We start from the raw sequence: 25,995 nt of genomic DNA, 5'->3' as shown, positions 1-25,995 counted from the left end.
TTTATGAAAATTTGGTATGTTGCTTCAGAAGCGGCACCGTTCATGAAAACGGGGGGGCTGGCCGACGTAGTCGGTTCGCTCCCTCAAGCGGTGGCGGGCCTAGGAGAAGAAGTCAGTGTTGTCATGCCGAAATATGGCTCAATCGCTGAAGAGTATGTGGACGAGATGGAGTATTTATTCGACCTGATTGTTCCGGTCGGGTGGCGCAAACAGTTCGGGGCAGTCTTGAAGTTAGAGCGGGACGGCATCACGTATTACTTCATCGACAACGAGTATTACTTTAAACGTGACGGTGTCTTATATGGACACTTTGATGATGCTGAACGATTCGCCTTCTTCTCACGCGCTGTACTCGAAATGATTGGGAAAGTGGAAGACGTACCCGATGTCCTGCATTGTCATGACTGGCAGACAGGTATTTTACCGGCCTTCTTACGAATCCATTATCAACATATTGAAGCGTATCAACGCATTCGCACTGTGTATACCATCCATAACCTACAATACCAGGGGATTTTCCCAGAAGAGATTCTTGGAGAATTGCTACAGTTCGGTCCTGAACATTTCACGGCCGAAGGAATTCAACATAACGGTCTCGTCAATTACATGAAAGCCGGCATCGTCCATTCCGATCAAATCACGACCGTCAGCCCGTCGTATCGCGACGAAATCATGGAACCCTATTACGGTGAAGGGTTAGACGGGGCGTTGCGTCATCGCGCGGTCGATGTCCGAGGGATCTTAAACGGCATCGACTTGGCAACGAACGATCCAAACACAGACGCACGAATCGAACAGTCGTATAACCTTGATACGTACAAAGAAGGAAAGCTTGCGAATAAACGAGCATTACAAGAGCGACTTGGTCTTGAAGTGCGAGACGATGTCATGCTCATCGGTTTTGTCAGCCGACTCGTTGACCAAAAGGGGCTCGATTTAATCAACGGTGTCCGTGAAGAACTTGGACAGCTTCCTTGCCAGTTCGCGTTCCTCGGTTCGGGACAACCGGAATATGAAGGAATCGTTCACGAGATGACAGCTGCTCACCCAGGGAAAGTCGGGTCATATATCGGTTTTGACATCGAACTCGCCCACTTGATTTACGCGGGATCGGATGCCTTTTTAATGCCGTCACGTTTTGAGCCTTGTGGTCTCAGTCAATTGATTTCCATGCGATACGGCACCTTGCCAATCGTGCGTGAGACAGGTGGACTCCGAGATACCGTGAAGCCGTACAACGAGTTCACGCAAGAAGGGACCGGTTTTGGATTCATGAACTACAATGCTCATGAGATGTTGGCGACGATCGAAAAAGCGATTCGTGTCTTCTATGAAAAAGAAAACTGGCATGCCCTCGTCCATCAGGCGATGACCGCGGACTATAGCTGGAAACAATCCGCCAAGCAATATCGTGAGTTATATCATTTATTCGCATGAGTGGAAGGAGCTAACTTGATTTATGTTCACAGATAAACAAAGCTTTGTCGACGCATTTAAAGAACGGTTCATCGCATTGAACGGGAAGTCGATCGAGGATGGGACAGAGCAGGAAGTGTATCAAACATTGGCAACGATGGTACGCGAGCAGGCCATGCCCAAATGGATTCACACGCGTGACCGTCAAGAAGAAAAACACAGTAAGCAAGTCATCTATTTCTCGCTAGAATTTTTATTAGGTCGCTTCTTATACAACAACTTGCTCAGTTTAGACGTATTGGAGCTCGTTAGAGACGGACTGCAAGATCTCGGATACGACTTCACAGACATTACCGAGTTGGAACCAGAGCCGGGTCTTGGGAATGGGGGGCTCGGGCGCCTGGCCGCCTGCTTCCTCGATTCGTTGGCTGCACTCAGTTTACCTGGGCATGGAAATGGGATTCGCTATCGTTATGGACTCTTCAAACAGAAAATTGTAGACGGCTATCAAGTCGAGCTACCGGATAACTGGCTCCGTGACGGGAACATGTGGGAAACGAGACGTCAGGATAAAGCGGTCGAGATTAATTTCGGTGGCTGGATTGAGATGAAACAAATCGGAGATCGATTGCGTGTCGTCCATCATCCAGACGAGGTTGTTCTTGCCGTTCCGTATGATATGCCGATTATCGGTTATAAGAATGATGTCGTGAATACATTACGTCTTTGGAACGCCGAATCACCACTTGACGACGAGGCGTATTTAGAGAAGACGAAAGGGACGTATAAAGACTTGTTGAAACATAAACAGTCGATTGCTACCATTTCGGAATTCTTGTATCCAGATGATACGACGTATGAAGGAAAAGTATTACGTTTGAAACAACAATACTTTTTTGTATCTGCAGGCATTCAATCGATGCTTGCTTCCTATTTGAAGCGAAATAAATCACTTAAGCAGTTAGGCGACCATTACGCGATTCATATCAATGATACGCATCCGGTCGTCGCAATTCCTGAATTGATGCGCATCTTGATGGATGAGCATGGATACGGTTGGGACGAGGCGTGGCGGATTACGAAGAGCGTCATGTCGTTCACGAACCATACGCTACTCGCAGAAGCGCTTGAGAAATGGCCGGTCGAGATGTACCAACGCCTCCTGCCGCGCGTGTATCAGATCATCGAAGAAATCAATCGACGTTTCTGTCGAGACGTACTCGTCAACTATCCGCACCTCGAATCCCATATGGGAGAGATTGCAATTGTGTCAAACGAACAGATCAATATGGCCAATCTCGCTGTCGTCGGTTCTCATTCAACGAACGGCGTAGCGCAAATTCATACGGATATTTTAAAACAGCGCGAGATGCGTTACTTATATGAGATGTTCCCGCTTCGCTTCAACAACAAGACGAACGGGATCACACACCGCCGCTGGCTCTTGAAGTCGAACCCGCGACTATCCGATGCCATCACGGAAGCAATCGGCCCCTCATGGGTGGAACATCCGAACGACTTGGAAAAGTTGATGGATGTCTCGAAAGACCGGAGTTTCCAAGAAAAAGTCATTGACGTGAAGCAACAAAACAAATTGGACTTAGCGGCATACATTCAAGAAGAAACGGGAGAGAAAGTGGACCCGCACTCGATCTTTGATGTACAAGTCAAACGCTTGCATGCTTATAAACGACAATTGCTGAATGCTCTTCACATCCATGCGCTTTATTTGAAGATTCAAGCAGACCCAACGTTTACGATGGTGCCTCGCACGTTTATCTTCGGCGCCAAGGCGGCACCGGGATACTACTATGCGAAAGAGATTATTCGCTATATCAATGCTCTTGCCACGCTCATCAATAAGGACAAGCGGGCGAGTCAATTCATTAAAGTCATCTTCCTTGAAAACTACCGCGTCTCTATGGCCGAACGGATTTTCCCAGGGTCTGACTTGAGCGAACAAATCTCGACTGCGAGCTATGAAGCATCCGGTACCGGAAACATGAAATTCATGATGAACGGAGCCTTGACGATTGGAACGTTAGATGGAGCCAACATCGAGATTCGTGATGCCGTTGGTGATGATCACATCTTCATCTTCGGATTATCCCCGCAAGAAGTCATGAACTATAAGAAGTTCGGGGGCTATCATGCGGCAGAGATGTATCACGCACATCAGGAAATCAAAGATGTCGTCGATGGTCTCGTCAACGGAACGTTCGATAAAGTGGGCGAATATCAATTCCAATCCATTTTCGATTCTCTCCTCGTCTACAATGATGACTTCCTCGTCTTGAAAGACTTTGTCTCGTATATGCGGGCACAGCGACGAGTCGATGAGGTGTTCAGTGACCAGTCGCGTTGGGCCGAAAGCTCCATCGTCAATACGGCGAAGTCAGGAATCTTCTCGAGTGACCGAACCATCACGGAATATGCGAACGCGGTCTGGAATATCAAACCGACGAGCGTAAAATAAAAAGGATCCACCCTTAGGGGTGGACCTCGTTTTCTGGATAGCTGATCCAATCGGAATAGGATCCCGGATAGAGCCGGACATCGTCTTTCCCGAGAGCGTGAAGCGCCAAAATATTGACGCACGCGGTCACACCGCTACCACAGTAAAAGATGGGGTTCTCGACGGGAAGAACATCTTTATACAGTTCTTTCAAGTCGTGGAAGTCTTCTAACGTCCCGAGTTCTGTAATGGCCTCGGCATAGGAGCAAAGCAATGCGTTCGGAATGTGACCTGCTTTTGAATCGATTGGTTCGTGTGTGCCGTTGAAGCGATCTTCGGTTCGCGAATCATAGAGCGAGCCGCTCGTAGCAGCTTTCACTTCATCGAGTGTCGCAATCATATGGTCTTGGAAGTCTGGCGTATAGTCGCTTGTCGAATAGTGTGGAACGTCCGTCGTGGTCTCACCGCAATAAGTGATGCCAGATTGGATACCGCCTTCTAACACAACGACCCGTTCGTGACCGGCCCATTTGAAGAGCCACCATGCACGAGCTGCGAATGGGAAGCCGTCATCATAAATGATGACCAAATCTTCTTTTTTCAAGCCGATGCGACGAAGTGTTGCCGTCCATGCTTCTTTCGAAGGGAGCGGATGACGTCCGCCGTGTTCGCCGAGCGGACCGGACAAGTCTTCCATCAAATCGAGAAAGACAGCGTTCGGAAGATGTCCCTTTCGGTAGACATATTTACCATAGGACGCGTCGTTTAGCGAATATCGGCAATCGATGAAACGAATCGAGTTCGTATGCACGATTTGTTTTAATTCTTGGGCACGCATTGTTGGAAACATTAATATCACCTCGAGGTTTCGTTACTCTCATCGTATACAAGATGGAAGCAATTGGCGAGTACTTCGATTGAATTTTTTGAGGGTGAAAGGGGAATGAATCATGACATGGCAACAAACGTATGACCGTTGGAATCAATTCGAAGGGCTCGAGCCGCATTTACGTGCGGAACTCGAAGAACTCGAAAAAGATGAGACCACGTTAGAAGATGCATTTTATAAGACGCTCGAGTTCGGAACAGGCGGGATGCGTGGAGAAATCGGACCGGGTGCAAACCGAATGAACGTCTATACGATTCGAAAAGCATCACAAGGATTTGCTGATTTCATCTCAGCATCAGGGGAAGAGGCGAAACGTCATGGCGTCGTCATCGCCCATGACTCACGTCATTTTTCGCCCGAGTTTGCGTTAGAGGCCGCGCGGACATTGGCGTCAAACGGAATCAAGACGTATTTGTTCCCAAGTTTGCGTGCCACACCTGAACTGTCGTTTGCCGTTCGTCATTTAAATGCGTTCGGTGGCATCGTGATCACGGCGAGCCACAACCCACCGGAATATAACGGGTTCAAGGTATATGGGGCAGACGGGGGACAGCTTCCACCAGCGGAAGCGGATGAACTCGTGACGTATGTCAATGCGATTGAAGACGAGTTGAAAATTGAGATTGAAGATGAAGCGGCGCTCCGACAAACGGGGTTACTCCTCACCGTCGACTCATCAGTCGATGAAGCCTATATGGAGGCACTCCAGTCGATTCGAATCCACCGTGACATACAGGACAGCCCCCTTCGGATTGTCTATTCGCCACTCCACGGGACGGGACGCCGTCCGGTCATGGAAGGGTTGAAGGCGTATGGATTTGAGCACGTGACCATCGTAGAAGAGCAGGCAGAGCCAGACGGTGCGTTCCCGACGGTCAGTTATCCGAACCCGGAAGAAAAGGCTGCATTTAAATTAGCAATGGAATACGGGGACCGGGTCGAGGCTGATTTGCTCATGGCGACGGACCCGGATGCGGACCGTGTCGGCTTAACCGTGCGCGGACGGGACGGGGAATGGTTCGTCTTGACCGGTAACCAAACGGGTGCGCTCTTAATGGAATACATCCTGTCGCAAAAGAGTGAGACAGGTACGTTACCTTCGAATGGATTTGTCGCCAAGACGATCGTCACGTCTGAACTCGGTGCCGCGATTGCAAAAGCGTACGGTGTACATCTTGAGAACACGTTGACTGGATTCAAGTTCATTGGGGAGAAGATCAAACAATATGAGGAATCAGGCGAATATGAATTCCTCTTCGGGTATGAAGAAAGCTACGGCTATTTGATTGGAGACTTCTGTCGTGATAAAGATGCTGTTCAGGCTTGCCTACTCGCAGCCGAGATGGCAGCTTATCATAAGCAACACGGTCGGACGCTTTATGATGCGCTGCAGTCGATTTACGAGAAGTATGGATTCTATGAAGAGTCCTTGCAGTCGATGACGTTAAAAGGAAAAGCTGGTCTCGAGCAAATCGGACGGATGATGGAAGCGTTCCGTGCCAATCCACCAAAAGAAGTCGGTGGATATGAAGTCGTTCGTTTCGAAGACTATAAGAAACAAGTGGCGACCGACTTACAGTCCGGTAAATCGGAAACGATTGAATTGCCATCATCAAACGTCTTGAAATTCGTCTTTGCGGACGGTTCGTGGTTCTGTCTTCGCCCATCTGGAACCGAGCCGAAAATCAAGTTTTATTTCAGTGTGCATGCGGATCGTGCCGAGAAGACGACCGCCAAACGTGAAGCGATTGAAGCGGATGTTATGAAACAAGCGAAAGCGATTGATTGATGAGGGACATCACTCTAGAAATAGGGTGATGTTTTTTGTTTGACATGAAGACATCGCGCCAGTATGATGAGGATATTGTTTAAAACCGTGTAATCATATAAGGATTATAAGAAAGGCGGAATCATTATGAAAAAGACATTAACGAGCGTACTCGCAATCGGAGCTTCAGTCGGGCTTCTTGCAGCTTGCGGTAACGAAACAGACAGTGGAGCGGACGAAGCGGTCATCACGGTCGGAACAGAGGCGACATACCCACCATTCACGTACAAAGAAAAAGGTGAATTGATGGGATATGATATCGACGTCTTGAACGAAGCGGCAGAACGTGCCGGTTACAAAGTGGAATACGAAGCAATGGACTTCAAAGGACTTGTCCCAGCACTCGATGCTGAGCGTATCGATATGATTGCTAACCAAATGAGCATCACGCCTGAGCGCGAAGAGAAATATGCGTTCTCTGACCCGTACGCTGTGTCAGGAGCTCAAGTCATCGTTGGTTCAGACAATAATGACATCCAAGGCATTGACGACCTCGATGGAAAAGTAGTCGGATCGACACAAGGTTCGGTCTATGCGCAAATGGCTGAAGAAGCTGGCGCTGAAGTCAAGTTTTATAAAGGGGCGAACCAAGTCCTTCAAGACCTCGAAGTGGGTCGTTTGGACGCGGCCCTCAACGACCGTCTCTTCATCTTGACGGAACTCGAAAAAACAGGCTATGACGTCAAAGCAGTCGGTGACATCTTCAATACAAGTGAAGCTGGATTCATGACACGTCAAGATAGCGACGTGCTAGACAAGTTGAACGATGCGCTCGCAGAGATGAAAGAAGACGGCACGATGAAAGAAATCGGTGAGAAGTACTTCGGTGAGGATATCAGTCAATGAATGAACTGATCACGACCGTCATAGATAACCGCTCGGTCTATCTTGAAGCCGTCCAGCTCACGTTGATCGCCAGTGTCCTGTCGATTCTTCTCGCCTTGGCGCTCGGTCTGATCATCGCTTTACTTCATAGTAGTCCGATTAAAATCGTACGGTTGTTCACACGGACGTACATTTCGTTCTTCCGTGGAACACCGCTCTTACTTCAGTTGTTGATCCTATATGTTGGGCTCACCGGGTTCGTTCAACTCAGTGGGATGCAGGCACTCATCTTTGGATTAGGCTTCCACTTCGCTGCCTATATCTCAGAGGCGTTCCGAGCAGCCATTAACTCGGTCGACAAAGGACAAGTGGAGGCGAGTGTCGCGCTCGGTATTCCGAAAATGAAACGCTTCAAAGACATCATTTTCCCGCAGGCGCTCTCACGTGCCATCCCACCTGTCTCGAACTCGGTCATCGACATCATCAAGTCAACGTCACTCGGTTCGGTCATCGCGGTTCAGGAGTTAACGTACGTGTCTGACCAGATTGCGGCAACGACATATTTAGTCATGCCGTTGCTCTTGTTCTCTGCGTCGATTTACTGGATTTTATCGACCTTGATCCAAGCCGGTCAACACAAACTCGAACAGCGTTATGCGATTCGATAAGAAAAACCTCGATTCAGACGAATCGAGGTTTTTTTGTATACCTTAACGGATGACTGCTTCAGTTTCTCCGTCGAAGAAGTGTGCTTTTGTCATATCGAGTGCGAGTTCGACATCGTCACCCATGTGGATGTTCGAGCGACCGTCAACGCGTGCTGTGAACTGTTGTCCACCGAGTTCAGCGTAGAGGTAAGATTCAGACCCCATGAGCTCAGCGACATCGATGTGCGCTTTGAATGTGTGTGTCGTTGGTGAGTCGATGTAGATTGGCTCATCGTGGATTGATTCCGGACGAATTCCGAGGACGAGCTCTTTTCCGACATAGCCACGATCACGAAGCGTCTTCATTTTTCCTTCTGGTACGTTGACTTCTTCACCGTTCGTGATGAATTTGCCTTCTGCGAGTGTACCGCGGAAGAAGTTCATCGATGGTGAACCGATGAAGCCGGCGACGAAGATGTTGTCTGGATGATCATATACTTCTTTCGGCGAACCGACTTGTTGAATGATTCCGTCTTTCAAGATGACGATCCGTGTAGCGAGTGTCATCGCTTCCGTTTGGTCATGAGTAACGTAAATCGTCGTTGTATCCAAGCGGTTGTGGAGTTGAATGATCTCTTTACGCATTTGTACACGGAGTTTCGCATCCAAGTTTGAGAGTGGCTCATCCATCAAGAAGACTTTGGCGTCACGGACGATCGCACGACCGATGGCAACACGCTGACGTTGTCCACCTGAGAGCGCTTTTGGTTTACGCTCGAGGTATTCTTCCAAACCGAGAATGCGGGCAGCGTCTTTTACGCGACGATCGATTTCGTCTTTCGGGAACTTACGGAGCTTCAACCCGAACGCCATGTTGTCGTAGACGCTCATATGCGGATAAAGTGCGTAGTTTTGGAAGACCATGGCGATATCACGATCTTTAGGAGCGACATCGTTCATTCGTTTCCCGTCAATGATAAAGTCACCGTTTGAAATCTCTTCAAGTCCTGCGATCATACGAAGTGTCGTCGATTTTCCGCAACCAGACGGTCCGACGAAGACGATGAACTCACGGTCTTTGATATGCAAGTTGAAATCGCTGACGGCTTTTACGCCACCATCGTAAATTTTATCAATGTGTTCTAAACGAATATCTGCCATGTCGTTAGCCTCCTAAAGAATCTATGTGTATATAATAACGCTTACAAGAACGATTATATGATGAAACCGCTTGCATTGAATATGGACAAGTTGCACAAAAACCGTCAATCGGATTTGTGCAACATGACCATGAGTTGAAGAAGGCTAGCGTCATAGAACGTTCGAGCATCGTAACCCGTCGTCTCAAATAGGCGATCGAGCCGATAATTTAGCGTGTTTCGATGCATGAACAGTGCTTTGGCGGTATGCGAGACATTCAACGAGTGACGAAACAATGCCTCTAATAATTCGATCGTCGATAAATCGAGCATTTGCATTAACGGGGCAGTGATATGCATCCGCTCTTTTAAGTCCTGCTGTTGTAGTAAATAATGGTATAATAATTGACTAGCAGGGTAAGTTTTAGTAGACATACGTGCGTATGGCATGAGTAATTGATGTTGACGATACACATGGGCGAGCGAGCCTTGCGGACGTTCGCTATAGATGGCATGTGCCTCGATGAAACAGTCACTCGCAATGGCGCGCAATACGTCCTCAAACTCCTGAAGATCGACGAATGGATTTTGTTCAATCAGCTCGATATGTCGTGTCGACATCAAGATGACCTCGGCATGCGGCATAAAGTCACGGACGATACTAACGAAGGATTCGAACGCTTCTTCTTCCGCTTCTTGGAGAGAAAGAGAGATGAGCCGAAACGGTTGCTCAAAACGAAACGTCTCATCTTGAAGGGTTGCTTGCCATTTTCGCTGATGGGGATCAGATTGAAGGATTGGCGTCGCCCACAGCGCCAACAGCTTTTGTTCGCGTTCGCTCAGTTCGAACGCGGGGAGTCCGAATAGGGTACCATCTTGCGTCTCGAACCAATCAAGGTCACCAGATGCATCTTCCGACCGATGGACAGCAGTCGGAAAAATCGATTTAATACGATCAAACGTATTCAATACTATCACCTCAACAACAATGTATCATATTTCAGATTGGAGGCTTGCAGTTTGGACGGATTATTAAAGATTTTACTCATGATATTGATTGGGGCGACCATCGGGGGCGTGACCAACTTTCTCGCCATCAAGATGTTGTTCCGACCACACGAACCGAAATACATCGGTTCATTCCGGATTCCTTTTACACCAGGACTCATTCCGAAACGTCGCGATGAACTGGCATCTAGTTTAGGGAAGACGGTCGTCAAACATTTATTGACACCAGAGGGTATGCGGAAGCGATTGCTAGATGACCAAGTGACGACGCATATGACGCACTTTGCGCAACAAGAGGTTCAGACGATGTTACGCTCGGATAAGACGGTCCGCGAGCTATTGGAACCCCTCTATCCGAACGCAGAGGCACGATTCCTCACGCTAGCAGATGACAAACTACGTGACGAGCTATCGAACGTCATGGCTGAAGTGAAAGAACGAAAGCTGTTTGAGTTACTTGGAGAAGAAGGGATGGACCGTGTACGAGTGGTCATTCCTGAAATCGTGGAGGCGCTTCTCGTCAAATCAGAGGAATATTTCTATTCTCCTGAAGGTGAGGCGCAACTTCGTCACATGGTTGACTCGTTCGTCCAGCGTCGTCTCGGATTTATCGCAGGGTTCATTCAAAACATGAACTTTGTCGAGATGGTTCGACCAGAAATCGTCAACATCTTACGTGGTCAATCGACCCGTGACGGAATGACGACGATGATCACGCGTGAATTTGAGCGATTCAGTGAGAAGACGGTCGATACACTGATCGATGACCGACTCGAAGCACGACTCATCGATGGCATCACAGACCAAGTCGTATCACGTTTGCCAATCGGACAATTATTGGATCGTACGGTCTCGTCGTATACACAGTCCGTCGAATCCCGCATTGTCGACGAACTCGTTCCACAAGGTGTCACGCTTGTCATTGAGCGCTTCACGAACCAAATGGAGACGATCATGGACCGATTGAAGATTGATAAGATTGTGCAAGAGCAGGTCCAATCACTCGACACGTCGTACCTCGAAGAGATCGTCTTATCGATCTCGAAACGAGAGTTCCGGGCAATAACATGGCTTGGTGCGCTGTTAGGTGGTATGATTGGGTTGATTCAAGGGTTGATTGCCATCTTGTGATGGCTTAACCCTAATAGCATTTAGGAGGACGTTACATGTCACAAACAAACTTGTACGACCAAGCTTACCAATTGGAGAAAGCACTTCGCGATTCTGAAGAGTTCACAACACTCTCTTCTTTATACGATCGTGTCAATGCGGATGCGGAAGCGAACCAGTTGTTCGCTGACTTCCGTAACATCCAAATGACGCTTCAACAAAAGCAGATGCAAGGAGAGGAAATCTCTGAGCAGGAAATGATGGATGCGCAAACGAAAATGATGAATGTTCAACAGAACGAATTGATCATGGAGCTCATGCAAGAAGAGCAACGCATGCACCAACTCGTCACAGAAGTGACGAAAATCATCATGAAACCACTTGAGGAGCTTTACGCGCCGATGGTGAACGAAAACGAAGTTCAATAAGAAATGATGAGCGGATGGCTTTAGAGCCATCCGTTTTTTTGTTGATGAGATTGTCACACGCTTTAAGTAAGCGCTTACATAAAGTGGGTTATAATGAAATTGTGACAATAGCGAAAGGGTGAATCAGCATGATCACGGTGATAATCCTTTTAGGGATGATTTTCTTTTTTATAGCAGGATGGTTACGGGCGGATTTAGTGGCATTGATTGGACTTGTTTGCCTCGTGCTCACACAACAATTGACCCCAGGTGAGGCGATGGCTGGTTTCTCCAATCCGGTCGTCTTGATGATTGCCGGACTGTTCGTGGTCGGAGCGGGATTGTTTCATTCTGGTCTGGCGGAACGGTTGGCTTCTTTGCTTGTTCCATACGCGGGAGGGAATGCGACGCGTTTATTCTATCTGTTTATGTTGACGGTGACGCTCTTGTCGAGTGTCATGTCCAATACGGGGACCGTCGCCTTGCTCATTCCTGTTGTGATGGTAATGGCACGAAAAATCCAACAGTCTACGGATTCTTATCTCATGCCACTCGCCTTTTTTTCAAGCATCGGTGGAACGATGACACTGATTGGGACACCTCCCAATCTCGTTGCGGCAGAAGCACTCCGCGGCCTCGTGGATGAACCGCTCGGATTCTTTTCATTGTTTCCAATTGGTCTGGTCGTGATGGTGATCGGATTGATTTATTTCCGGCTAATCGGGAATCGCTTACTCGATCAAGGTGGGGCGAAACAGTGGTCGAAAACGGAGGTGAGTGAGCCATTGCGTCCAAACGTCTATGTGATGTCGATTGCAAAGAGTCATCCGTTAATTGGGAAACAGTTACGTGACCTTTCATGGTCTCATGAAGGGGTTATAGTCTTGAAGGAACGAGTTCATGGATGGCACCATCATGAGACGGCTCATGCGGACACCGTACTACGTGCGGGGGAATTACTTGTCAGCGGTGAGGAACGGCACGTTCGGAACTTTTCTGAAAAAGAACAGATACCATTTGAACCGATTGAGGCCACCCGTGTAGATGATCAAACCGGAGGGGTTCTCCTGTTCACAGTCCCAGGGGTGAGTCGATTAATCGGGAAGCGTATCGGTGAGAGTCAGTTACGTAATCAATTTCATGTCAATGTCTTAAAAGTCATCCGACCACAAGAAGAGATCGCACACGTGCGATTGACAGACACCCCGTTGAAGCAAGGAGACATGTTGATGGTACAAGGGACATGGGATGATTTAGAGCGGATGGAAAGAGAGACACATGACCTGTTATCAAATGAACGGGTGACCGAGGTAGCCAATCGAGTCGTATCCGGGCGTCATCAGCTCGCAGCGGGTATCATCATGCTCACGTTGTTGCTCCTGTTCATGTTCGAATGGGTCGACCCGACCGTTGCCGTATGGCTGGCTGCGCTAGCGATGGTGTTGAGTGGAGCTGTCCGACAGATGGACGTCGCCTATCAATCCATTCAATGGTCCTCGCTCGTCTTGATTGCGGCCATGATCCCGGTAGGTACAGCGCTTGAAAAGGCGGGAATCATGGCATGGGTCGTTGAATGGATTGAAAGGACGTTTGCCGACTTTGGTCCTATATGGGTACTCGTCGTCTTATTCGTCTCGACTATGCTCCTTAGTCAAATCATCTCGAATACAGCGACCGCTATTTTGTTTGTCCCCTTAGCGATTGCACTCGCCGAATCGATGTCTGTCAGTCCGGTTCCATTCGTCGTTGCGGTCGCCATCTCGGCGTCACTCGCTTTTATGACCCCGTTCGGATCTCCGACAAATGCGATGGTCTTTAGTATCGGCAACTATCGATTTATGGATTTTGTCAAAGTCGGTGTGCCGTTGCAACTCATCACGGGAATTATAGGAATTCTGATGATTCTCTTCCTCTTCCCATTTTGAATAGGATTTTTGGAGACAAGTATCGAAAATAGAGGAATCAGCAGATGAAAGGGCGGGCGATGATGAAAAAATGGATGATTGTATTCTTCTGCCTGTTTCTTGTTGCGTGTGGGAAAGAGATGGAAACTGAATCAGAACCGGAGATGACGGAGAACGGGCAGGTGGCCGAAGCGTATCTCGAGGAACAACAGTACCCGATCGTCTCTTATGAAGGCGAGCATACGAGTACCTTGACCTTAGAGGAACTGGCAGAGGATCGTGAACGGAACGTTTGGGGACTACAACCGGTATCACCGGATGAATACGTCGGTAAGACCATCTACTACGAAAACTTTACGGTGAAAGATCATCCGATTGGTGAGCAATCTCCCGCAGGACAGACTGCTGTCTCGGTAATGATTGTGGATGGAAAGGTCATCGGCGGGACATCATTCCCCGTGACAGACGGATCAGGTTCAGGGAACGGATATAGTTTGAGCGGAGAATCGCTTGAGGATATTCACCCCGATCTTCAAGAATGGCAGGATGCGTGGAATGAAAAATATGGTGAATGAAAAGTAGACCAAGACAATCATTGTCCTGGTCTACTTTTGTTAAGATGCCGTCCCTTTCAGTTTCCCCGGTAATTTGCAACGCTCGAAGTAGATGAGTTGCCCCCGTCGTACGATACGCGCCCCTTTATGCTCATGTCCAGCAGCACGAAGCATGTCGAGCCCTTTTTGTTTGGCCGACTGATCGTCGCTCGCTTCGAACAATTCATTCAATACGAGCGTGCCATCATTTTCAAATCCTGTCACCGTGTATGTTTCCATTCACACGACCCCCTTTTCTTCATTTTAATGAATGGTCATTCATTCTTCAAGAGAAGGTTTTGTCAGTTCGTCGAATGTCAGCTGTCGTGTCGATTCAGTTCGGGGAATCAAATCGGATACGGTCAGTCCGATCAAGCGGACGGGCTCGGTGACGTTCATCTCGTCGAAAAGACGTCTGGCAAGTCGTCTAATCTCATCATGGTCATGCGTCGGGTGGTTTAATTTGATTTGATGACTCCGAGCCTGAAACTCGCTCGTCTTTATTTTGATGGTGACCGTTTGACAGCTCAAGTCGCGGCGATCGAGCTGACGCAATACGTCCTCCATCTCCGGGATGACCCGTTCGAACACTTCTTCCGGGTCATCGATATCAAATGCGAACGTTGTTTCTGATCCGATCGACTTACGCTCCCGCGTGGCCACGACAGGACGGGTATCGCGTCCATGTGCCAGTTCATACAGTTGTTGCCCACGATCGTGTCCAAAGATGGCTTTCAGTTGCTCGGGACGAGTTTGTTGAAGGTCATCAATCGTATGGTAGCCACTTTTATAAAGTGTTTGAGCGGTCACTTTTCCGACGCCATGCATGGCTTCGATGGAGAGGGGAGCGAGAAAGGTTGCCACTTCATCAAGCGGAACGACGGTGAGTCCATTTGGTTTCTCAAATCCTGAAGCGATTTTCGCGACAAACTTTGACGGTGCGACTCCGGCAGACGCGGTGAGACCGGTGCGACGCTTAATTTCGCCTAAGATATACCGGGCGATAAAGGGTCCAGATGTGCTCAATAACGAATTCTCTGTCACATCGAGATAAGCCTCATCGAGCGAGAGTGGTTCGACGAGCGGCGTGACCGACTTAAAAATCTCCATCACTTGTGAGCTGACTTGTCGATAGGCCTGAAACCGTGGTTTGACAAACGTCGCATGGGGACACAAGGCAAAAGCGCGACGTGATGACATCGCGCTGTGTACGCCGTATTTCCTCGCCTCATAGGAACATGTCGCAACGACCCCACGGCTGTGGGGTGGGCCTCCTACGATGACGGGCTTTCCTCGTAAGTTAGGCCGGTCACGCTGCTCGACAGAGGCATAAAATGCGTCCATGTCCACATGAATGATGAGTCGTTCCATAACATCACCTTTCTTGTGTGAATCACTTTTCTTTCATTATACCGAACTTTTGTTCGTTTTTTGAGATTTTTGTTTTGACCGATGTTTCGTTGAAGTCGTCTGATTCGGAAACTGTAGCAATGACCCGATCCAATTCTTCCGTTTCAGCCACACATGGATGATGAGGGTGAAGAGAAGAATCATGAGCCAGGCGAATCCATATCCAAGCGGCCATTCCAGTTCAGGCATGTTTTTAAAGTTCATTCCCCAAACCGCACCGAATGCAACGACGGGAGTCGTCAGCGCGGTGAAGACGGTTAGCGCCTTCATGATTTCGTTCCCTCGGAAGTTTGACAGGGTGGAGGCAAGGTCTGTCATCGCAATCACGTCTTCTTGATAATGATTGATGAGTGTCAGCAATCGACTGACTCGATGATCGGCAAGCTGATACGACTTCAACTGCTGTAAATCGATCGTTAAAAAAGCCTCTCGTCCCGCCATGACAAGCTCCTTATATGGGGTGACCGTATCGGACCACCGTTCGATCTCACTGCGAAGACCAAAAATCTCATTCATGAACGTAGCGGGAACTTGTCCCGTCATTTCCCGTTGAGCGGCCATCAATCGTTCTTCAAATTCATCGATGCCATGAAAGTAGTTGTTCATCCGTTCGGCAAGTAACTCATAAAACGCCTCGATCGGAGAATCACATTGTTTGGCAAGAACGGACTCATGGTGCAAATCATCAAAGCCGATTGTCCATAAAAAATCAGGCCCAATGAAGTAGTGTCCAATTTTTTGTGGCTCCCGTTCTAACTGTTCATAGTCGAGCGTGAGTGAACCATACATATATCCATTTTCGACGACAATCTTCGTCACATTCGAAGTCGTCAATTGTTCAAGCCAATACGTATAGGCTTGGGCATATTGCTGATCAACATGCACATAATCTTCCGGTCGTGTATACCAATCCCATTCCATCATCCATTCCTCCAATTCACTATATTGATAGTATTCCCAAATTGTCAGGAATGTTGGCATCTGTCGCAAACTTTCGTTAAGATGAAGGTACTGAACAAGAGAGAGGTGCTTTCATTGACGACAAAAATCGGTCAGCTCAAAGTGGGCGACACGCTAGACCAATATGTCATGATCAAACAATCGTATAAGGGACTCGCCGGGAACGGAAAACCTTATTTAACATTAATCCTTTGCGACGAGAGTGGTGAAATCGAAACGAAATTATGGGATAGTGCCGATACTGAGAAGTATGCGACGAAAAAAATCGTCCATGCGGCCGGTGAAGTGATGGACTATCGCGGGCGCACCCAGTTGAAACTAAAACAAATTTCGATCATCGAGCAGGAAGTGGATATTGCACCGTACGTCCGCTCAGCTCCCATTCCGAAGTCAGAGCTCGAGACGACGATTCGTGGATTCATTACGTCACTTCAACACGATGAGATTCGCCGTCTTGTCGAGGAAGTCGTCAATCGTCACGAAGAGGCATACTTTACGTACCCGGCTGCCGTTCGACATCATCATGCGGTCTATTCAGGACTAGCATTTCATGTGATGTCGATGTTGAAGCTCGCGGATACGATGTGTGAACTGTATCCATCCTTGAATCGTGACCTTTTGATTGCAGGTGTGATTTTGCATGATTTGGCGAAAGTCATCGAATTGTCTGATGCGATTACGCCAGAATACACACTCGAAGGAAAATTACTCGGTCATTTGTCACTTATGGCATCGGAACTTGAAGTTGTGTCACGGGAACTTGGAACGGACCGCGAAGTGACGACATTGTTGCAACATCTCGTCTTAAGCCATCACGGAAAACCGGAATGGGGATCTGCGAATGCGCCACAGTTACCTGAAGCGGAGATGTTATTCTTCATTGATAATATTGATGCGCGCATGAACATGTTTGAGAAAGCGTATGAAGGGGTCGAGCCCGGAATGTTCACGGAGCGTGTCATGGCGCTCGATAACCGTGCCTTCTATCGCCCGAATCTATAATAGGTGATCAACGAAAAAGGGGTACTCCATTGCTGGAGTGCCCCTTTGTGATTACTGTTCAGTTGATTCTGCTGCAGGTTCTTCTGAAGATTCGTCTGCGTTTTTAATCGCTTCTTTAACAGCGTCAAATTGTTGTTCTGCTTTTGCATCTTTTACGTCAACGTTGTATTTTTCAATCAACTCCGCGTAAATTTTGTTCGCATCGACAGAAGCTGATTTTTCAGCTGCCAATTCTTCACGAATGCGATCCTTCTCGTCTTCGAGTTTCAAGTCTTTCTCTTTACGGTCTGTCACTTTGATGACATGGAAACCGAACTGAGATTGAACCGGCTCAGAGATTTTACCAACGACATCTTCTTTGAATGCATACTCTTCGAATTCAGGTACCATCTTACCAGCAGAGAAGAAACCGAGTTCTCCACCTTGTTCACCTGAACCAGTATCCGTTGATTTTTCTTTCGCAAGTTCAGCGAAGTCTGCACCGTCATTCAACTCTTTGATGATGTCTTGTGCCTCTTCTTCAGTTTCAACGAGGATGTGGCTAGCTTCCACTTCCACGTTCTCTTTTGCGAACTGTGCTTCGATTTCTTCATCGGTCACATCGACAAGTTTCGATTTCGCAGCGTCAACGAGCATCTGTCCGCGAAGCGCTTCTTTGAACTCTTCCGTACCGCTCATGCCGGCTTGTTGAATCGCTTGTTCGAACTCTTCTTCTGAGTTGAACTGTTCTTCTGTCTTGCTGAACTCTTCGTCTACTTTTTCTTGGTCGACTTGGTCACCGTATTCTTTTTCAAGAAGTGCATTCATCGTCTCTTGGAATGCGAGTTGTGGCACCATGCGATCATAGCTCATATCCGCGATTTCACCGCGTGTGATTTCGCCGCCTTTATATGTGACGACTGCTGAATTATCTGACTCTCCGCCGCCTGCGTTCGTTGCCGCATACGTACCGCCAGCACCGATGATGAGTGCGATTGCAGATGCACCCACGAGTGCGCCAGTTGAGAATTTTTTATCTTGCTTTTTTGGTTCGTTCGTCATTCCGTTTGACATGTATTCCACCCCTAATAATTCTTTAAAGTTTCTAAGTCCGACTATATCACATTTTCCTAATCATGACAGCTGTTCTCTTGTCTGTACAGTATCATAGCACACAATCCTGTCGTATAATGATGAAATAGAATGTGAAATGATGGGGTGAGGGAAGTGTCACTAGAGGAGAAGGTCGAGCATTTAGCCTATCAGATGAAGATCTTACTCGAGATTGTCGATTGGACAGACCGTCCGTTCGAATATGAGGTGATTCGAGCGAATTTGACGAAACAAGAAGTCGAGTCATTTTATCGATTGCTTGAGGAGATTCGGGCGCAGCAAAACGAGCAATTGCGCTACGGATATACGTCCATAGAACCATTGCTCGTCCATTTTGCAGGTATGTTAGATGTGAGACTTGACGTCAAAACGATTCTTGAGGCATGCGTCCGACAAGGAATCGAGTTAGACGTCACAGAACCACTTTATCGGCAGGTTAGGCTTCTTGACTGAGTTCATCCTCATCAGGGCGTCTGCCTGCCTCTTCTGTGATCATTTTTGACGTTTCCGCAAAGATATCCATAAAGTTATCTCCATACAAGCGACGTACGATCGCCGTCATATCTGTTAAGTCAGGGAACTTTCCATACAGTTCTTGGAGCGGAAGGGAAGCGCGGAATACGCCGTTCCCTTCTGGGTCGAAGGCGTGAATCGTTTCGAGTAATAACGATTCGCCTTCAGGTGTCAATTGAACGTACGTGTTTCGTTTGTCCGTCTCTTTTTTAGAAAACGTAAGTAATCCACGATCTTCTAACTTCTTCGAGAAGTTGAAAGCAGTCGAGACGTGCATGACGCCATATTTTGCGATTTCTGAAATCGATGCACCGCCTAAAGCGTGGGCAATCCATAAGATGTGATGTTCATTGATATTTAAGTCGAACGGTTTGATCCAGTTTTGCCAGTCTTTTTCGACGGTTTTCCACAAAGCCTTACTCAATTGAATGATTTTGTGGCTATAGAGCATGGCCTCAGGGCCAGTGAATTCTTTTTCGTGTTCCATCTCGATCCATCCTTTCCGGATAAAAAGTCAAATGTAATCGACGGACGATGACCTCAAACACTCACTGTGTTTGATTGACGGTTTTGTCAGTCATAGCAGACTGTACGTTCGAGAGTTCCTGAAGGTTCCCTTGGATGCGCTCGACTGAAGGCTGAATGTCTTGTTGATAGCGTTCGACTTCGGCTTTCACTTGGTCAGTCAATTCTTTTCCTTGCAGTTTTCCTGCGGCGGCAACCTGCGATGCATGTTTCGCCACATTCCCAAATTGTTCTTTTAGCGTAGTGATTGTAGATGCTCGATGTTGTTGAGCAGCGGCATCATTTGCAGTTCCTCGCGCCAGTTTCTTCACCGTGGCGACTCCTAAAAATGCTAAAACAAAGCCGAAAGCAATCCAATCTCGACGTTGGCGACTCGACAATTCATTCCCCTCCTCAAGCTCGGATAATCAGAATTACATTCTTTTCATATTATTTTACCAAAAAAGAGTGATTAAAAACCTATATCGCAAATAAAATTTTTCAGAACATTCATTTTTGACCGAAAAATCATTTTATTTTAAAATACAGGTAAAGGAAGGTGATCCTCAGTGGAGAAAGCGAAGCGTTGGGTAGATGACATGCTTGACCTGTATCTCGCTGCGAAACGACTGGGAGATGACACTTGGGCCGAATCCATTATGAATACACTAGAGGCGGGATACGAGGCGTCGAAGCAAACGGAACAGGCACGTGAAGAATCGATGCGAGAAAAGCGGATGCTTGAAATAGATGCCCGTCTAACAGAATTACGAAAAGAATTTGAACAAGCGACATCTGTCAAGACGCGTCAACAGTTATATGAAGTGGCAATCAAGCTTCAGGTCGAGCGGGCGCAACTAGAAGAGGAACGAAAACGCCATCGTGACTCAATCAATCAATCATAAAAGAGACCCGTCGCTGACGGGTCTCTGTCTGTTTATACATGGGCATGAATGTTCGATGCAAGGGTAGTGAGTTCTTCTGACGTGAAGGCGTCATTTTGCGTAATCCACTTCGCGCCGAATCCATCCTCGTGTCCAAAGCGCGGAATCAAATGGATATGGAAGTGGTACACCGTTTGTCCGGCAACTTCCTCGGCATTCGATAAGACGTTCATTCCGATGGCGCCCGTTTCACGTTGAATCGCTTTGGCGATGGTCGGGACGCGTTTGAAGACGTCTGCTGCCACGTCTTCTGGCAATTCATATACGTTTTTCGCATGATGTTTCGGGATGACGAGCGTATGTCCTTTCGTCACTTGAGAGAGGTCGAGGAAAGCGACGACCGCTTCGTCTTCATATACCCGATAAGATGGGATTTCTTGTTTTGCGATTTTACAAAAGATACAGGTCGGATCTGTATGCATCTTCATTCCTCCATTCTTAAATGTCGTTTCTGTTCCATCATAACACGGAAGTTCGGGCGCAAGAACGATAGGAAGCGAGATGGATTCCCTCTATAATAGAAGATAAGTGAGAGCAAAGGAGGTGAGCACATGCCATATACGAGAAGTAGAAAAAAAGAACGGAGTCCGAAAATCTTTCTGTTCATATCTAGTTTAACGATTTTAGTTGGAGCCATTGTTTTCTATATATATGCATACAAGCCGGCGGCGGAACAAGATAAAATTCACGTCGCATTCAAAGAGGCCTTATTAGAAGAAGACCATACCTTTTTTGAAGAAAAAGTCGAATATCTTGGAGAACCTTTATCGCGAGCGGAGGCTCTGCGATTCATGGGGTGGTTGAACGCTGAAAAGTCCATTCGAGGAGAGGCCATCGCAGAAGTTGCGAAAGACCGGGCCGACCGAACATCGGGAATGGAGGCGGACGGATTATTTCGTTTGATCGATACGGGGGAAGGGCGATATGGCTTTTCTGACTATCGGATTGAACTACTCCCACAACAAATTGATGTGACCTCGGACGTCCCATTGACGAATATTTGGATTGAGGGGCAACAGGTAGGACGGATTGATGAAGCCGATGATACGTTATCGTTTGAAAAGATGCCGGGACAATATGATGTCAAAGCGGTAGCGGTGACTAATGGAGAGACGGTCACGGAAACCGAAACGATTCAATTGATATCTTCTAAATCCATTGAGTATGCCCTCATGCCTGAGTCGAGCGAAGCCATTGCCGGACAATTTGATTTGAAGCGGGTTGAGTTGATTGAAATTGAAGTGGAGGCGCAAACGGGTCATTCACTCGAAACGGTCGATTCGTTAATTGGGCAGTCGAGTCAGCAAGTTCAAGAAACGCTTGGTGAACCGGCTGGAAAGCGTGAAGGAAAATGGGACTATGAGCGATTGGCTGTCACGTTTAAAGATGAGGAAGTGGAATCGATTCGGGTCGACCTCGATAAACGACCGGATGATTTGATTGCCCTCCTCGGTGAACCGAAAGCGAAGTCGGAACACCCACTCGGAACAGAGTGGGATTACGGTCAATCGTTCTTCGAATCATTCTTTACATTCTTTGGTCTTGAAACCGAGAAACAGTTTATCGAAAAGAACGACGCGATGTATTTATTGATCCAATGAAAAAAGAGGGACATTCCATAATGGAAGCCCCTCCGATACATAATCTTATTTTTTACGCATTGATTTCATAACGAACGATACAATCAAGATTAAAATAATCGCACCGATTAGAGCCGGGATAATCGCGATATCCGCAACGATTGGTCCGAAGTTACCAAAGATAAGTCCACCCAACCATGCACCGATAATCCCCGCGATGATGTTACCAATGATTCCACCTGGTACGTCCTTACCTAAAATTAATCCTGCTAACCAACCGATGATACCCCCGATAATTAAATAAAGAATAAACCCCATCATTCATTTCTCCTTCCTCTTTTTGCCCATTGTTCTTTACAACGATTTTGTGGAACAATGGAAGTATTGATGTTTATTTTAAAATGCCTTACAGTTCAGATTATTCCCATGTGACAACATTTGAAACATATACCACGAAAAAAAGTTGAAAATGAAAGGTGTGGTTTTCATGCTGCACGTCGATCGATTGAACGGCGGATATCTCGGTAAACAAGTTTTGCATGACATTTCGTTTGAAGTAAAAAAAGGGGAGCTCGTCGGGTTGATAGGGCTAAACGGAGCTGGAAAGTCGACGACAATCAAACACATTTTGGGGTTATTGTCACCCCTCTCCGGAAAAATCGAAATTGATGGCGAGACATTAGATTCTTCCGAAAAGAATTATCGTAAGAAAGTAAGTTACATACCGGAGACACCAATTTTATATGAGACGTTAACGTTGCAAGAACATATTGAATTGATGGGGAAGGCGTACGATGTGAATCCGGACGAGTTGGCTGCGCGCACGAAACGTTTGGCGAAAGAAATGCGGATGGAAAAGCAACTCGCCTGGTTCCCTTCCGTCTTTTCGAAAGGGATGCGTCAAAAAGCGATGATCTTGTGTGCGCTTGTGACGAAAACGCCGCTCTTGATTGTTGATGAACCATTTGTTGGTCTCGACCCACTAGCCATTCGTCAGTTGCTTCAGTTATTTGATGAATATAAACAAGATTGCGCGATTTTAATGTCCACCCATATCCTTGAGACGGCGGAGCGGCACTGCGACCGATTCGTCTTCCTTCATCAAGGAGTCGTCATCGCGAGCGGAACAGCGGCCGAGTTGCGCGACGTGTATCGATTGTCGCCTGATGCGACACTTGATGATATATATGTAGAAGCAATCGCTTCGGAGGAACGGTCGTCATGAATCGATTTACAGCAAGGCTCGGAACCTGGATGGAAGAGGTCGTCAAGTACAGCCGCTACGTTGCGAACGGGGGACTGTTGTTCACGCTCTATTTCACCTTGATTTACGGGGCGTTCGTCTACAATAACTTCTTAGAACGAATCGATGGTACATTCCCAGGAACGTGGATTGCCGCGGGGGTCCTATTGCTCATGCCACTCGGTCATCGCCCGCGAACGTTCATTCAAGAGGCGGATCAAGTATTTTTGCTTCCGGAGTTAGGGGATATTCGTTCTTATATGGTGGGGGTACGTTTATTTAATCTCGTGTTTGCTGCACTGCGTGGATTGCTCGTCCTTCTCGTTTTACTACCGCTCCTCGTACGGACAGAGAGTTATACGAGTATCGAAGTGTTATCCGTCGTTGTGACGATGGTCATGTTGTCAGCTGCAGGTCGTTTGGCAAAAGTGGAAGGCGTACGTGAATGGACAATCCTACCGTTTGCGCTCGTGAGCGGCGCTTGTCTTTTAATGGATTGGACAGCGTGGGCATGGGTGCCCGCGTTCATGCCGTTCGTTTTCTTACATGTGAAACGAAACGAGCGCATCCCGCTCTTACACTGGTTGGTGCTTGAGGAGAAGAGTCGGGCTCAGTTTGAACGAGTCATCAGCTGGTTCGTCGATTTGCCGACCTTGAAAGAAGAGGTTCGAGAGCGCCGCGTGTTGACGCGGCTTCTAGAAAATCGGGTCCTACGGCGCGTGGATGCATCGCGTTACGTGTACGGACTTCGTATTCTCCGTTCGAACGACTCACTTGATTTAATTCTTCGCTTGACCGTAGTGGCGCTCATTGTCATGTGGATGTCGGGGGGATGGTACGTCGGATTGGTCACGCCACTCTTTGTAGGCTTGACCGCGTTACAGCTCGTTCCGTTATTTAAACGGTTAGAGGCAATTTCCATCGTTTCCTGGCTCCCGATCACACGCGATGAGCGAATCGCAGGGTATTCGTGGTGGGCGATGCGATTGCTCGTCATCCAGTCCGTCGTTTTAGTGATTGCATCTGTCGCTTTCGGTGCCACATGGGATGCGGCGATCGGGTTGGTCTTGTCTATCTTGGTCACACGCTATTACTTAAGTCGATTAAAATAAAAAGAAGGACATCCTGTGCGGGATGTCCTTCTCACGTGAATAGATTATTTTTTAGGTGACATGACCGATACGCTCGAACCGAGAATCTTCGGTAGGCGTCCTGGTTTCTCGGTTGTTTCTTCGACTTCACCGTATGCCGATACACCATGTTCTGCGATGTCGAGGCCGACATCTTCTTGTTCTTCTGTGACACGGAGTCCGATTGTGACATCGAGAAGTTTCAAGAAGGCGTAACTTCCACCACCGGCGATGACCATCGCGATCAACACACCGAGTGTCTGTACACCGAGCTGTGTCAATCCGCCACCGTAGAAGAGTCCGGCAGAACCGATTCCTGTGATTTCAACGAGTCGAGGAGATGCGAAGAAGCCGAGTGCGAGTGTTCCGATGATTCCAGCGACTCCGTGTACGGAGAAGGCGCAGAGCGGGTCATCCACATACTTCGCCATCAAGATGCTCGTTCCATATGTTGCAACCGATGCGAGTGCCCCGATGACGACGGCTGCCCACGGTTCGACGAACGCACATGCTGCCGTGATGGCGACGAGCGCCCCGAGTACTCCGTTGACGATTGTTGGGATATCTGCCGTCTTCCGATGGAGCATGACGATGGCCAGAGCACCGAGCGCACCAGCTGCTGTGGCGAGCATCGTTGTCAATGCGACGTAACCGAAGAATCCGTCAGCGACCGACATTGTCGAACCGGCGTTAAAGCCGAACCAGCAAAGCCAGAGGACGAGACCACCCACGACTGTTAACACATGGTTATGACCAGCGAGTGATTCCGTCTTACGACGTGGTTTCAAAATGATTGTTGCCATGAGAGCCGCCATCCCACCTTGAAGGTGAACGACCGCCGAACCTGCGAAGTCTTGCATCCCCATTGATCCAAGCATTCCACCGGCCCATACTGAGCGAGCGACGATTGGATAGAGGATGGCAACGAAGAAGATACCGAACAGAACGTAGGCAGAAAGCTTAGCCCGTTCCGCAAATCCACCCCACGCGATGGCGAGAGAAACTGCAACGAATGATAACTGGAATAAGAATTTGATGTCGATTGAGACGTTCGCCCAGTCGAGGCTTGTGAATGATCCGCTTAAGAAGAATCCTTCTGTCCCAAACCAAGTCGTCCCGTCACCGAACGAGAGGCCGAACCCGACCGCCCAAAAAGCGAGTGCCGCCACAGAGAGGCTGATAATTTGTTTGACCGCGACGTGACCGGCGTTCTTCGCCCGAAGCGTCCCTGTCTCGAGTAATCCGAAACCTAATTGCATCGTCAATACGAGCAATGCAGCGATGAGTACATACAGCGTGTCCATATAATAGAGAATGTCTTCCATGTTCATGCCCTCCTTTTTCTTAGATGCTTTCCAAAAGTTGACTTCAGTGTAAAACGAAAATTTCATGCTGG

27 protein-coding genes are annotated in these 25,995 nt (G+C 47.8%); 15 read left to right on the top strand and 12 right to left on the bottom strand.

What is annotated here, in order from left to right:
• The first annotated feature begins 3 nt into the window (after positions 1–3).
• Both glgA and KD909_RS11270 read left to right on the top strand, forming a co-directional pair.
• Complete coding sequence (gene glgA / locus KD909_RS11275; protein ID WP_211781615.1) at positions 4–1,437, top strand: glycogen synthase GlgA; 1,434 nt, start codon at positions 4–6, stop codon at positions 1,435–1,437.
• 22 nt (positions 1,438–1,459) lie between these two features.
• Positions 1,460–3,892 carry a glycogen/starch/alpha-glucan phosphorylase gene (locus tag KD909_RS11270; RefSeq protein ID WP_211781614.1) on the top strand — a complete coding sequence of 811 codons (2,433 nt, stop codon included), beginning with the start codon at positions 1,460–1,462 and terminating at the stop codon, positions 3,890–3,892.
• A gap of 13 nt (positions 3,893–3,905) precedes the next feature.
• Here KD909_RS11270 and KD909_RS11265 read toward each other — a convergent pair whose 3' ends face one another.
• Complete coding sequence (locus tag KD909_RS11265; protein ID WP_211781613.1) at positions 3,906–4,721, bottom strand: sulfurtransferase; 816 nt, start codon at positions 4,719–4,721, stop codon at positions 3,906–3,908.
• Positions 4,722–4,821: 100 nt separating this feature from the next.
• On the opposite strand from KD909_RS11265, the gene KD909_RS11260 reads away from it, so the two are divergent.
• The 3 genes from KD909_RS11260 to KD909_RS11250 all read left to right on the top strand — a co-directional run bounded on the left by KD909_RS11260 (position 4,822) and on the right by KD909_RS11250 (position 8,081).
• Positions 4,822–6,549, top strand: a complete 1,728-nt coding sequence (locus KD909_RS11260) for a phospho-sugar mutase (protein WP_211781612.1) — start codon at positions 4,822–4,824, stop codon at positions 6,547–6,549.
• A 126-nt stretch (positions 6,550–6,675) separates the two neighbouring features.
• On the top strand, positions 6,676–7,434 hold the full coding sequence (locus KD909_RS11255; RefSeq protein ID WP_015880919.1) for a transporter substrate-binding domain-containing protein: 759 nt from the start codon (positions 6,676–6,678) through the stop codon (positions 7,432–7,434).
• Entirely contained in the window at positions 7,431–8,081 is a 651-nt protein-coding gene (locus KD909_RS11250) for an amino acid ABC transporter permease (RefSeq protein WP_015880920.1), read from the top strand. Before KD909_RS11255 ends, KD909_RS11250 begins: the two co-directional genes overlap by 4 nt.
• Before the next feature lie 42 nt (positions 8,082–8,123).
• On the opposite strand, the gene KD909_RS11245 is transcribed toward KD909_RS11250, so the two are convergent.
• A complete protein-coding gene (locus tag KD909_RS11245; RefSeq protein ID WP_211781611.1) occupies positions 8,124–9,221 on the bottom strand; it encodes an ABC transporter ATP-binding protein in 1,098 nt (365 codons plus the stop codon).
• 104 nt (positions 9,222–9,325) lie between these two features.
• On the bottom strand, positions 9,326–10,177 hold the full coding sequence (locus KD909_RS11240; protein WP_237708237.1) for a PucR family transcriptional regulator: 852 nt from the start codon (positions 10,175–10,177) through the stop codon (positions 9,326–9,328).
• A gap of 42 nt (positions 10,178–10,219) precedes the next feature.
• On the opposite strand from KD909_RS11240, the gene KD909_RS11235 reads away from it, so the two are divergent.
• The 4 genes from KD909_RS11235 to KD909_RS11220 all read left to right on the top strand — a co-directional run bounded on the left by KD909_RS11235 (position 10,220) and on the right by KD909_RS11220 (position 14,203).
• Complete coding sequence (locus KD909_RS11235) at positions 10,220–11,338, top strand: DUF445 domain-containing protein (protein ID WP_249199025.1); 1,119 nt, start codon at positions 10,220–10,222, stop codon at positions 11,336–11,338.
• Between the two features lie 35 nt (positions 11,339–11,373).
• The gene (locus tag KD909_RS11230) at positions 11,374–11,745 is read left to right on the top strand and encodes a YlbF family regulator (RefSeq protein WP_015880924.1); all 372 of its coding nucleotides are present in this window, start codon (positions 11,374–11,376) and stop codon (positions 11,743–11,745) included.
• A gap of 128 nt (positions 11,746–11,873) precedes the next feature.
• Positions 11,874–13,649 carry an SLC13 family permease gene (locus KD909_RS11225; protein ID WP_211781610.1) on the top strand — a complete coding sequence of 592 codons (1,776 nt, stop codon included), beginning with the start codon at positions 11,874–11,876 and terminating at the stop codon, positions 13,647–13,649.
• A 62-nt stretch (positions 13,650–13,711) separates the two neighbouring features.
• Complete coding sequence (locus KD909_RS11220) at positions 13,712–14,203, top strand: hypothetical protein (RefSeq protein WP_148209498.1); 492 nt, start codon at positions 13,712–13,714, stop codon at positions 14,201–14,203.
• Between the two features lie 39 nt (positions 14,204–14,242).
• On the opposite strand, the gene KD909_RS11215 is transcribed toward KD909_RS11220, so the two are convergent.
• The 3 genes from KD909_RS11215 to KD909_RS11205 are packed head-to-tail and all read right to left on the bottom strand — an operon-like array spanning position 14,243 to position 16,552.
• Entirely contained in the window at positions 14,243–14,461 is a 219-nt protein-coding gene (locus KD909_RS11215) for a YhzD family protein (RefSeq protein ID WP_211781609.1), read from the bottom strand.
• Between the two features lie 39 nt (positions 14,462–14,500).
• Positions 14,501–15,592: a DNA polymerase IV gene (gene dinB / locus KD909_RS11210; protein ID WP_211781608.1), complete on the bottom strand. Its 1,092-nt coding sequence runs from the start codon at positions 15,590–15,592 to the stop codon at positions 14,501–14,503.
• 36 nt (positions 15,593–15,628) lie between these two features.
• Complete coding sequence (locus KD909_RS11205) at positions 15,629–16,552, bottom strand: magnesium transporter CorA family protein (protein WP_211781607.1); 924 nt, start codon at positions 16,550–16,552, stop codon at positions 15,629–15,631.
• Positions 16,553–16,633: 81 nt separating this feature from the next.
• Between KD909_RS11205 and KD909_RS11200 the strand changes: the two genes are divergently transcribed.
• Positions 16,634–17,593 carry an HD domain-containing protein gene (locus KD909_RS11200; protein WP_211781606.1) on the top strand — a complete coding sequence of 320 codons (960 nt, stop codon included), beginning with the start codon at positions 16,634–16,636 and terminating at the stop codon, positions 17,591–17,593.
• Between the two features lie 51 nt (positions 17,594–17,644).
• On the opposite strand, the gene KD909_RS11195 is transcribed toward KD909_RS11200, so the two are convergent.
• Positions 17,645–18,646 (bottom strand): peptidylprolyl isomerase, encoded by a 1,002-nt coding sequence (locus KD909_RS11195; protein ID WP_074037676.1) that lies wholly within the window; start codon positions 18,644–18,646, stop codon positions 17,645–17,647.
• 153 nt (positions 18,647–18,799) lie between these two features.
• Here KD909_RS11195 and KD909_RS11190 point away from each other — a divergent pair, with 153 nt between their 5' ends.
• On the top strand, positions 18,800–19,138 hold the full coding sequence (locus KD909_RS11190) for a DUF1878 family protein (protein WP_235439554.1): 339 nt from the start codon (positions 18,800–18,802) through the stop codon (positions 19,136–19,138).
• On the opposite strand, the gene KD909_RS11185 is transcribed toward KD909_RS11190, so the two are convergent.
• Complete coding sequence (locus KD909_RS11185; RefSeq protein WP_015880933.1) at positions 19,122–19,685, bottom strand: HTH-type transcriptional regulator Hpr; 564 nt, start codon at positions 19,683–19,685, stop codon at positions 19,122–19,124. The genes KD909_RS11190 and KD909_RS11185 overlap by 17 nt on opposite strands.
• Positions 19,686–19,746: 61 nt before the next feature.
• A complete protein-coding gene (locus KD909_RS11180) occupies positions 19,747–20,103 on the bottom strand; it encodes a hypothetical protein (RefSeq protein WP_015880934.1) in 357 nt (118 codons plus the stop codon).
• 168 nt (positions 20,104–20,271) lie between these two features.
• Here KD909_RS11180 and KD909_RS11175 point away from each other — a divergent pair, with 168 nt between their 5' ends.
• The gene (locus KD909_RS11175) at positions 20,272–20,607 is read left to right on the top strand and encodes a hypothetical protein (protein ID WP_015880935.1); all 336 of its coding nucleotides are present in this window, start codon (positions 20,272–20,274) and stop codon (positions 20,605–20,607) included.
• Between the two features lie 32 nt (positions 20,608–20,639).
• Here KD909_RS11175 and KD909_RS11170 read toward each other — a convergent pair whose 3' ends face one another.
• On the bottom strand, positions 20,640–21,068 hold the full coding sequence (locus KD909_RS11170) for an HIT family protein (protein WP_015880936.1): 429 nt from the start codon (positions 21,066–21,068) through the stop codon (positions 20,640–20,642).
• Between the two features lie 129 nt (positions 21,069–21,197).
• Between KD909_RS11170 and KD909_RS11165 the strand changes: the two genes are divergently transcribed.
• The gene (locus KD909_RS11165; RefSeq protein WP_211781605.1) at positions 21,198–22,247 is read left to right on the top strand and encodes a hypothetical protein; all 1,050 of its coding nucleotides are present in this window, start codon (positions 21,198–21,200) and stop codon (positions 22,245–22,247) included.
• 45 nt (positions 22,248–22,292) lie between these two features.
• Here the strand turns inward: KD909_RS11165 and KD909_RS11160 are convergent, their stop codons facing one another.
• The gene (locus KD909_RS11160) at positions 22,293–22,544 is read right to left on the bottom strand and encodes a GlsB/YeaQ/YmgE family stress response membrane protein (protein WP_047795606.1); all 252 of its coding nucleotides are present in this window, start codon (positions 22,542–22,544) and stop codon (positions 22,293–22,295) included.
• A 169-nt stretch (positions 22,545–22,713) separates the two neighbouring features.
• Here KD909_RS11160 and KD909_RS11155 point away from each other — a divergent pair, with 169 nt between their 5' ends.
• Both KD909_RS11155 and KD909_RS11150 read left to right on the top strand, forming a co-directional pair.
• On the top strand, positions 22,714–23,451 hold the full coding sequence (locus KD909_RS11155) for an ABC transporter ATP-binding protein (protein WP_031421193.1): 738 nt from the start codon (positions 22,714–22,716) through the stop codon (positions 23,449–23,451).
• Positions 23,448–24,581, top strand: a complete 1,134-nt coding sequence (locus KD909_RS11150; RefSeq protein WP_211781604.1) for an ABC transporter permease — start codon at positions 23,448–23,450, stop codon at positions 24,579–24,581. Before KD909_RS11155 ends, KD909_RS11150 begins: the two co-directional genes overlap by 4 nt.
• Positions 24,582–24,625: 44 nt before the next feature.
• On the opposite strand, the gene KD909_RS11145 is transcribed toward KD909_RS11150, so the two are convergent.
• Positions 24,626–25,930 carry an ammonium transporter gene (locus KD909_RS11145; protein WP_047795604.1) on the bottom strand — a complete coding sequence of 435 codons (1,305 nt, stop codon included), beginning with the start codon at positions 25,928–25,930 and terminating at the stop codon, positions 24,626–24,628.
• Positions 25,931–25,995: the final 65 nt, after the last annotated feature.

The organism is Exiguobacterium sp. PFWT01, assembly GCF_018255795.1.
Taxonomy (GTDB): domain Bacteria; phylum Bacillota; class Bacilli; order Exiguobacteriales; family Exiguobacteriaceae; genus Exiguobacterium.
The sequence above is the reverse complement of the archived record's forward strand: the minus strand, read 5'-3'. Positions and strand labels throughout refer to the sequence as shown.

What these genes read in the sequence shown, in the direction of transcription:
- glgA (WP_211781615.1), top strand. Translation starts at nt 4, where the DNA reads ATGAAAATTTGGTATGTTGCTTCAGAAGCGGCACCGTTCATGAAAACG.
- KD909_RS11270 (WP_211781614.1), top strand. Translation starts at nt 1,460, where the DNA reads ATGTTCACAGATAAACAAAGCTTTGTCGACGCATTTAAAGAACGGTTC.
- KD909_RS11265 (WP_211781613.1), bottom strand. Translation starts at nt 4,721, where the DNA reads ATGTTTCCAACAATGCGTGCCCAAGAATTAAAACAAATCGTGCATACG.
- KD909_RS11260 (WP_211781612.1), top strand. Translation starts at nt 4,822, where the DNA reads ATGACATGGCAACAAACGTATGACCGTTGGAATCAATTCGAAGGGCTC.
- KD909_RS11255 (WP_015880919.1), top strand. Translation starts at nt 6,676, where the DNA reads ATGAAAAAGACATTAACGAGCGTACTCGCAATCGGAGCTTCAGTCGGG.
- KD909_RS11250 (WP_015880920.1), top strand. Translation starts at nt 7,431, where the DNA reads ATGAATGAACTGATCACGACCGTCATAGATAACCGCTCGGTCTATCTT.
- KD909_RS11245 (WP_211781611.1), bottom strand. Translation starts at nt 9,221, where the DNA reads ATGGCAGATATTCGTTTAGAACACATTGATAAAATTTACGATGGTGGC.
- KD909_RS11230 (WP_015880924.1), top strand. Translation starts at nt 11,374, where the DNA reads ATGTCACAAACAAACTTGTACGACCAAGCTTACCAATTGGAGAAAGCA.
- KD909_RS11225 (WP_211781610.1), top strand. Translation starts at nt 11,874, where the DNA reads ATGATCACGGTGATAATCCTTTTAGGGATGATTTTCTTTTTTATAGCA.
- KD909_RS11220 (WP_148209498.1), top strand. Translation starts at nt 13,712, where the DNA reads ATGAAAAAATGGATGATTGTATTCTTCTGCCTGTTTCTTGTTGCGTGT.
- KD909_RS11215 (WP_211781609.1), bottom strand. Translation starts at nt 14,461, where the DNA reads ATGGAAACATACACGGTGACAGGATTTGAAAATGATGGCACGCTCGTA.
- dinB (WP_211781608.1), bottom strand. Translation starts at nt 15,592, where the DNA reads ATGGAACGACTCATCATTCATGTGGACATGGACGCATTTTATGCCTCT.
- KD909_RS11205 (WP_211781607.1), bottom strand. Translation starts at nt 16,552, where the DNA reads ATGGAATGGGATTGGTATACACGACCGGAAGATTATGTGCATGTTGAT.
- KD909_RS11200 (WP_211781606.1), top strand. Translation starts at nt 16,634, where the DNA reads ATGAAGGTACTGAACAAGAGAGAGGTGCTTTCATTGACGACAAAAATC.
- KD909_RS11195 (WP_074037676.1), bottom strand. Translation starts at nt 18,646, where the DNA reads ATGTCAAACGGAATGACGAACGAACCAAAAAAGCAAGATAAAAAATTC.
- KD909_RS11185 (WP_015880933.1), bottom strand. Translation starts at nt 19,685, where the DNA reads ATGGAACACGAAAAAGAATTCACTGGCCCTGAGGCCATGCTCTATAGC.
- KD909_RS11170 (WP_015880936.1), bottom strand. Translation starts at nt 21,068, where the DNA reads ATGCATACAGATCCGACCTGTATCTTTTGTAAAATCGCAAAACAAGAA.
- KD909_RS11165 (WP_211781605.1), top strand. Translation starts at nt 21,198, where the DNA reads ATGCCATATACGAGAAGTAGAAAAAAAGAACGGAGTCCGAAAATCTTT.
- KD909_RS11160 (WP_047795606.1), bottom strand. Translation starts at nt 22,544, where the DNA reads ATGGGGTTTATTCTTTATTTAATTATCGGGGGTATCATCGGTTGGTTA.
- KD909_RS11155 (WP_031421193.1), top strand. Translation starts at nt 22,714, where the DNA reads ATGCTGCACGTCGATCGATTGAACGGCGGATATCTCGGTAAACAAGTT.
- KD909_RS11150 (WP_211781604.1), top strand. Translation starts at nt 23,448, where the DNA reads ATGAATCGATTTACAGCAAGGCTCGGAACCTGGATGGAAGAGGTCGTC.
- KD909_RS11145 (WP_047795604.1), bottom strand. Translation starts at nt 25,930, where the DNA reads ATGAACATGGAAGACATTCTCTATTATATGGACACGCTGTATGTACTC.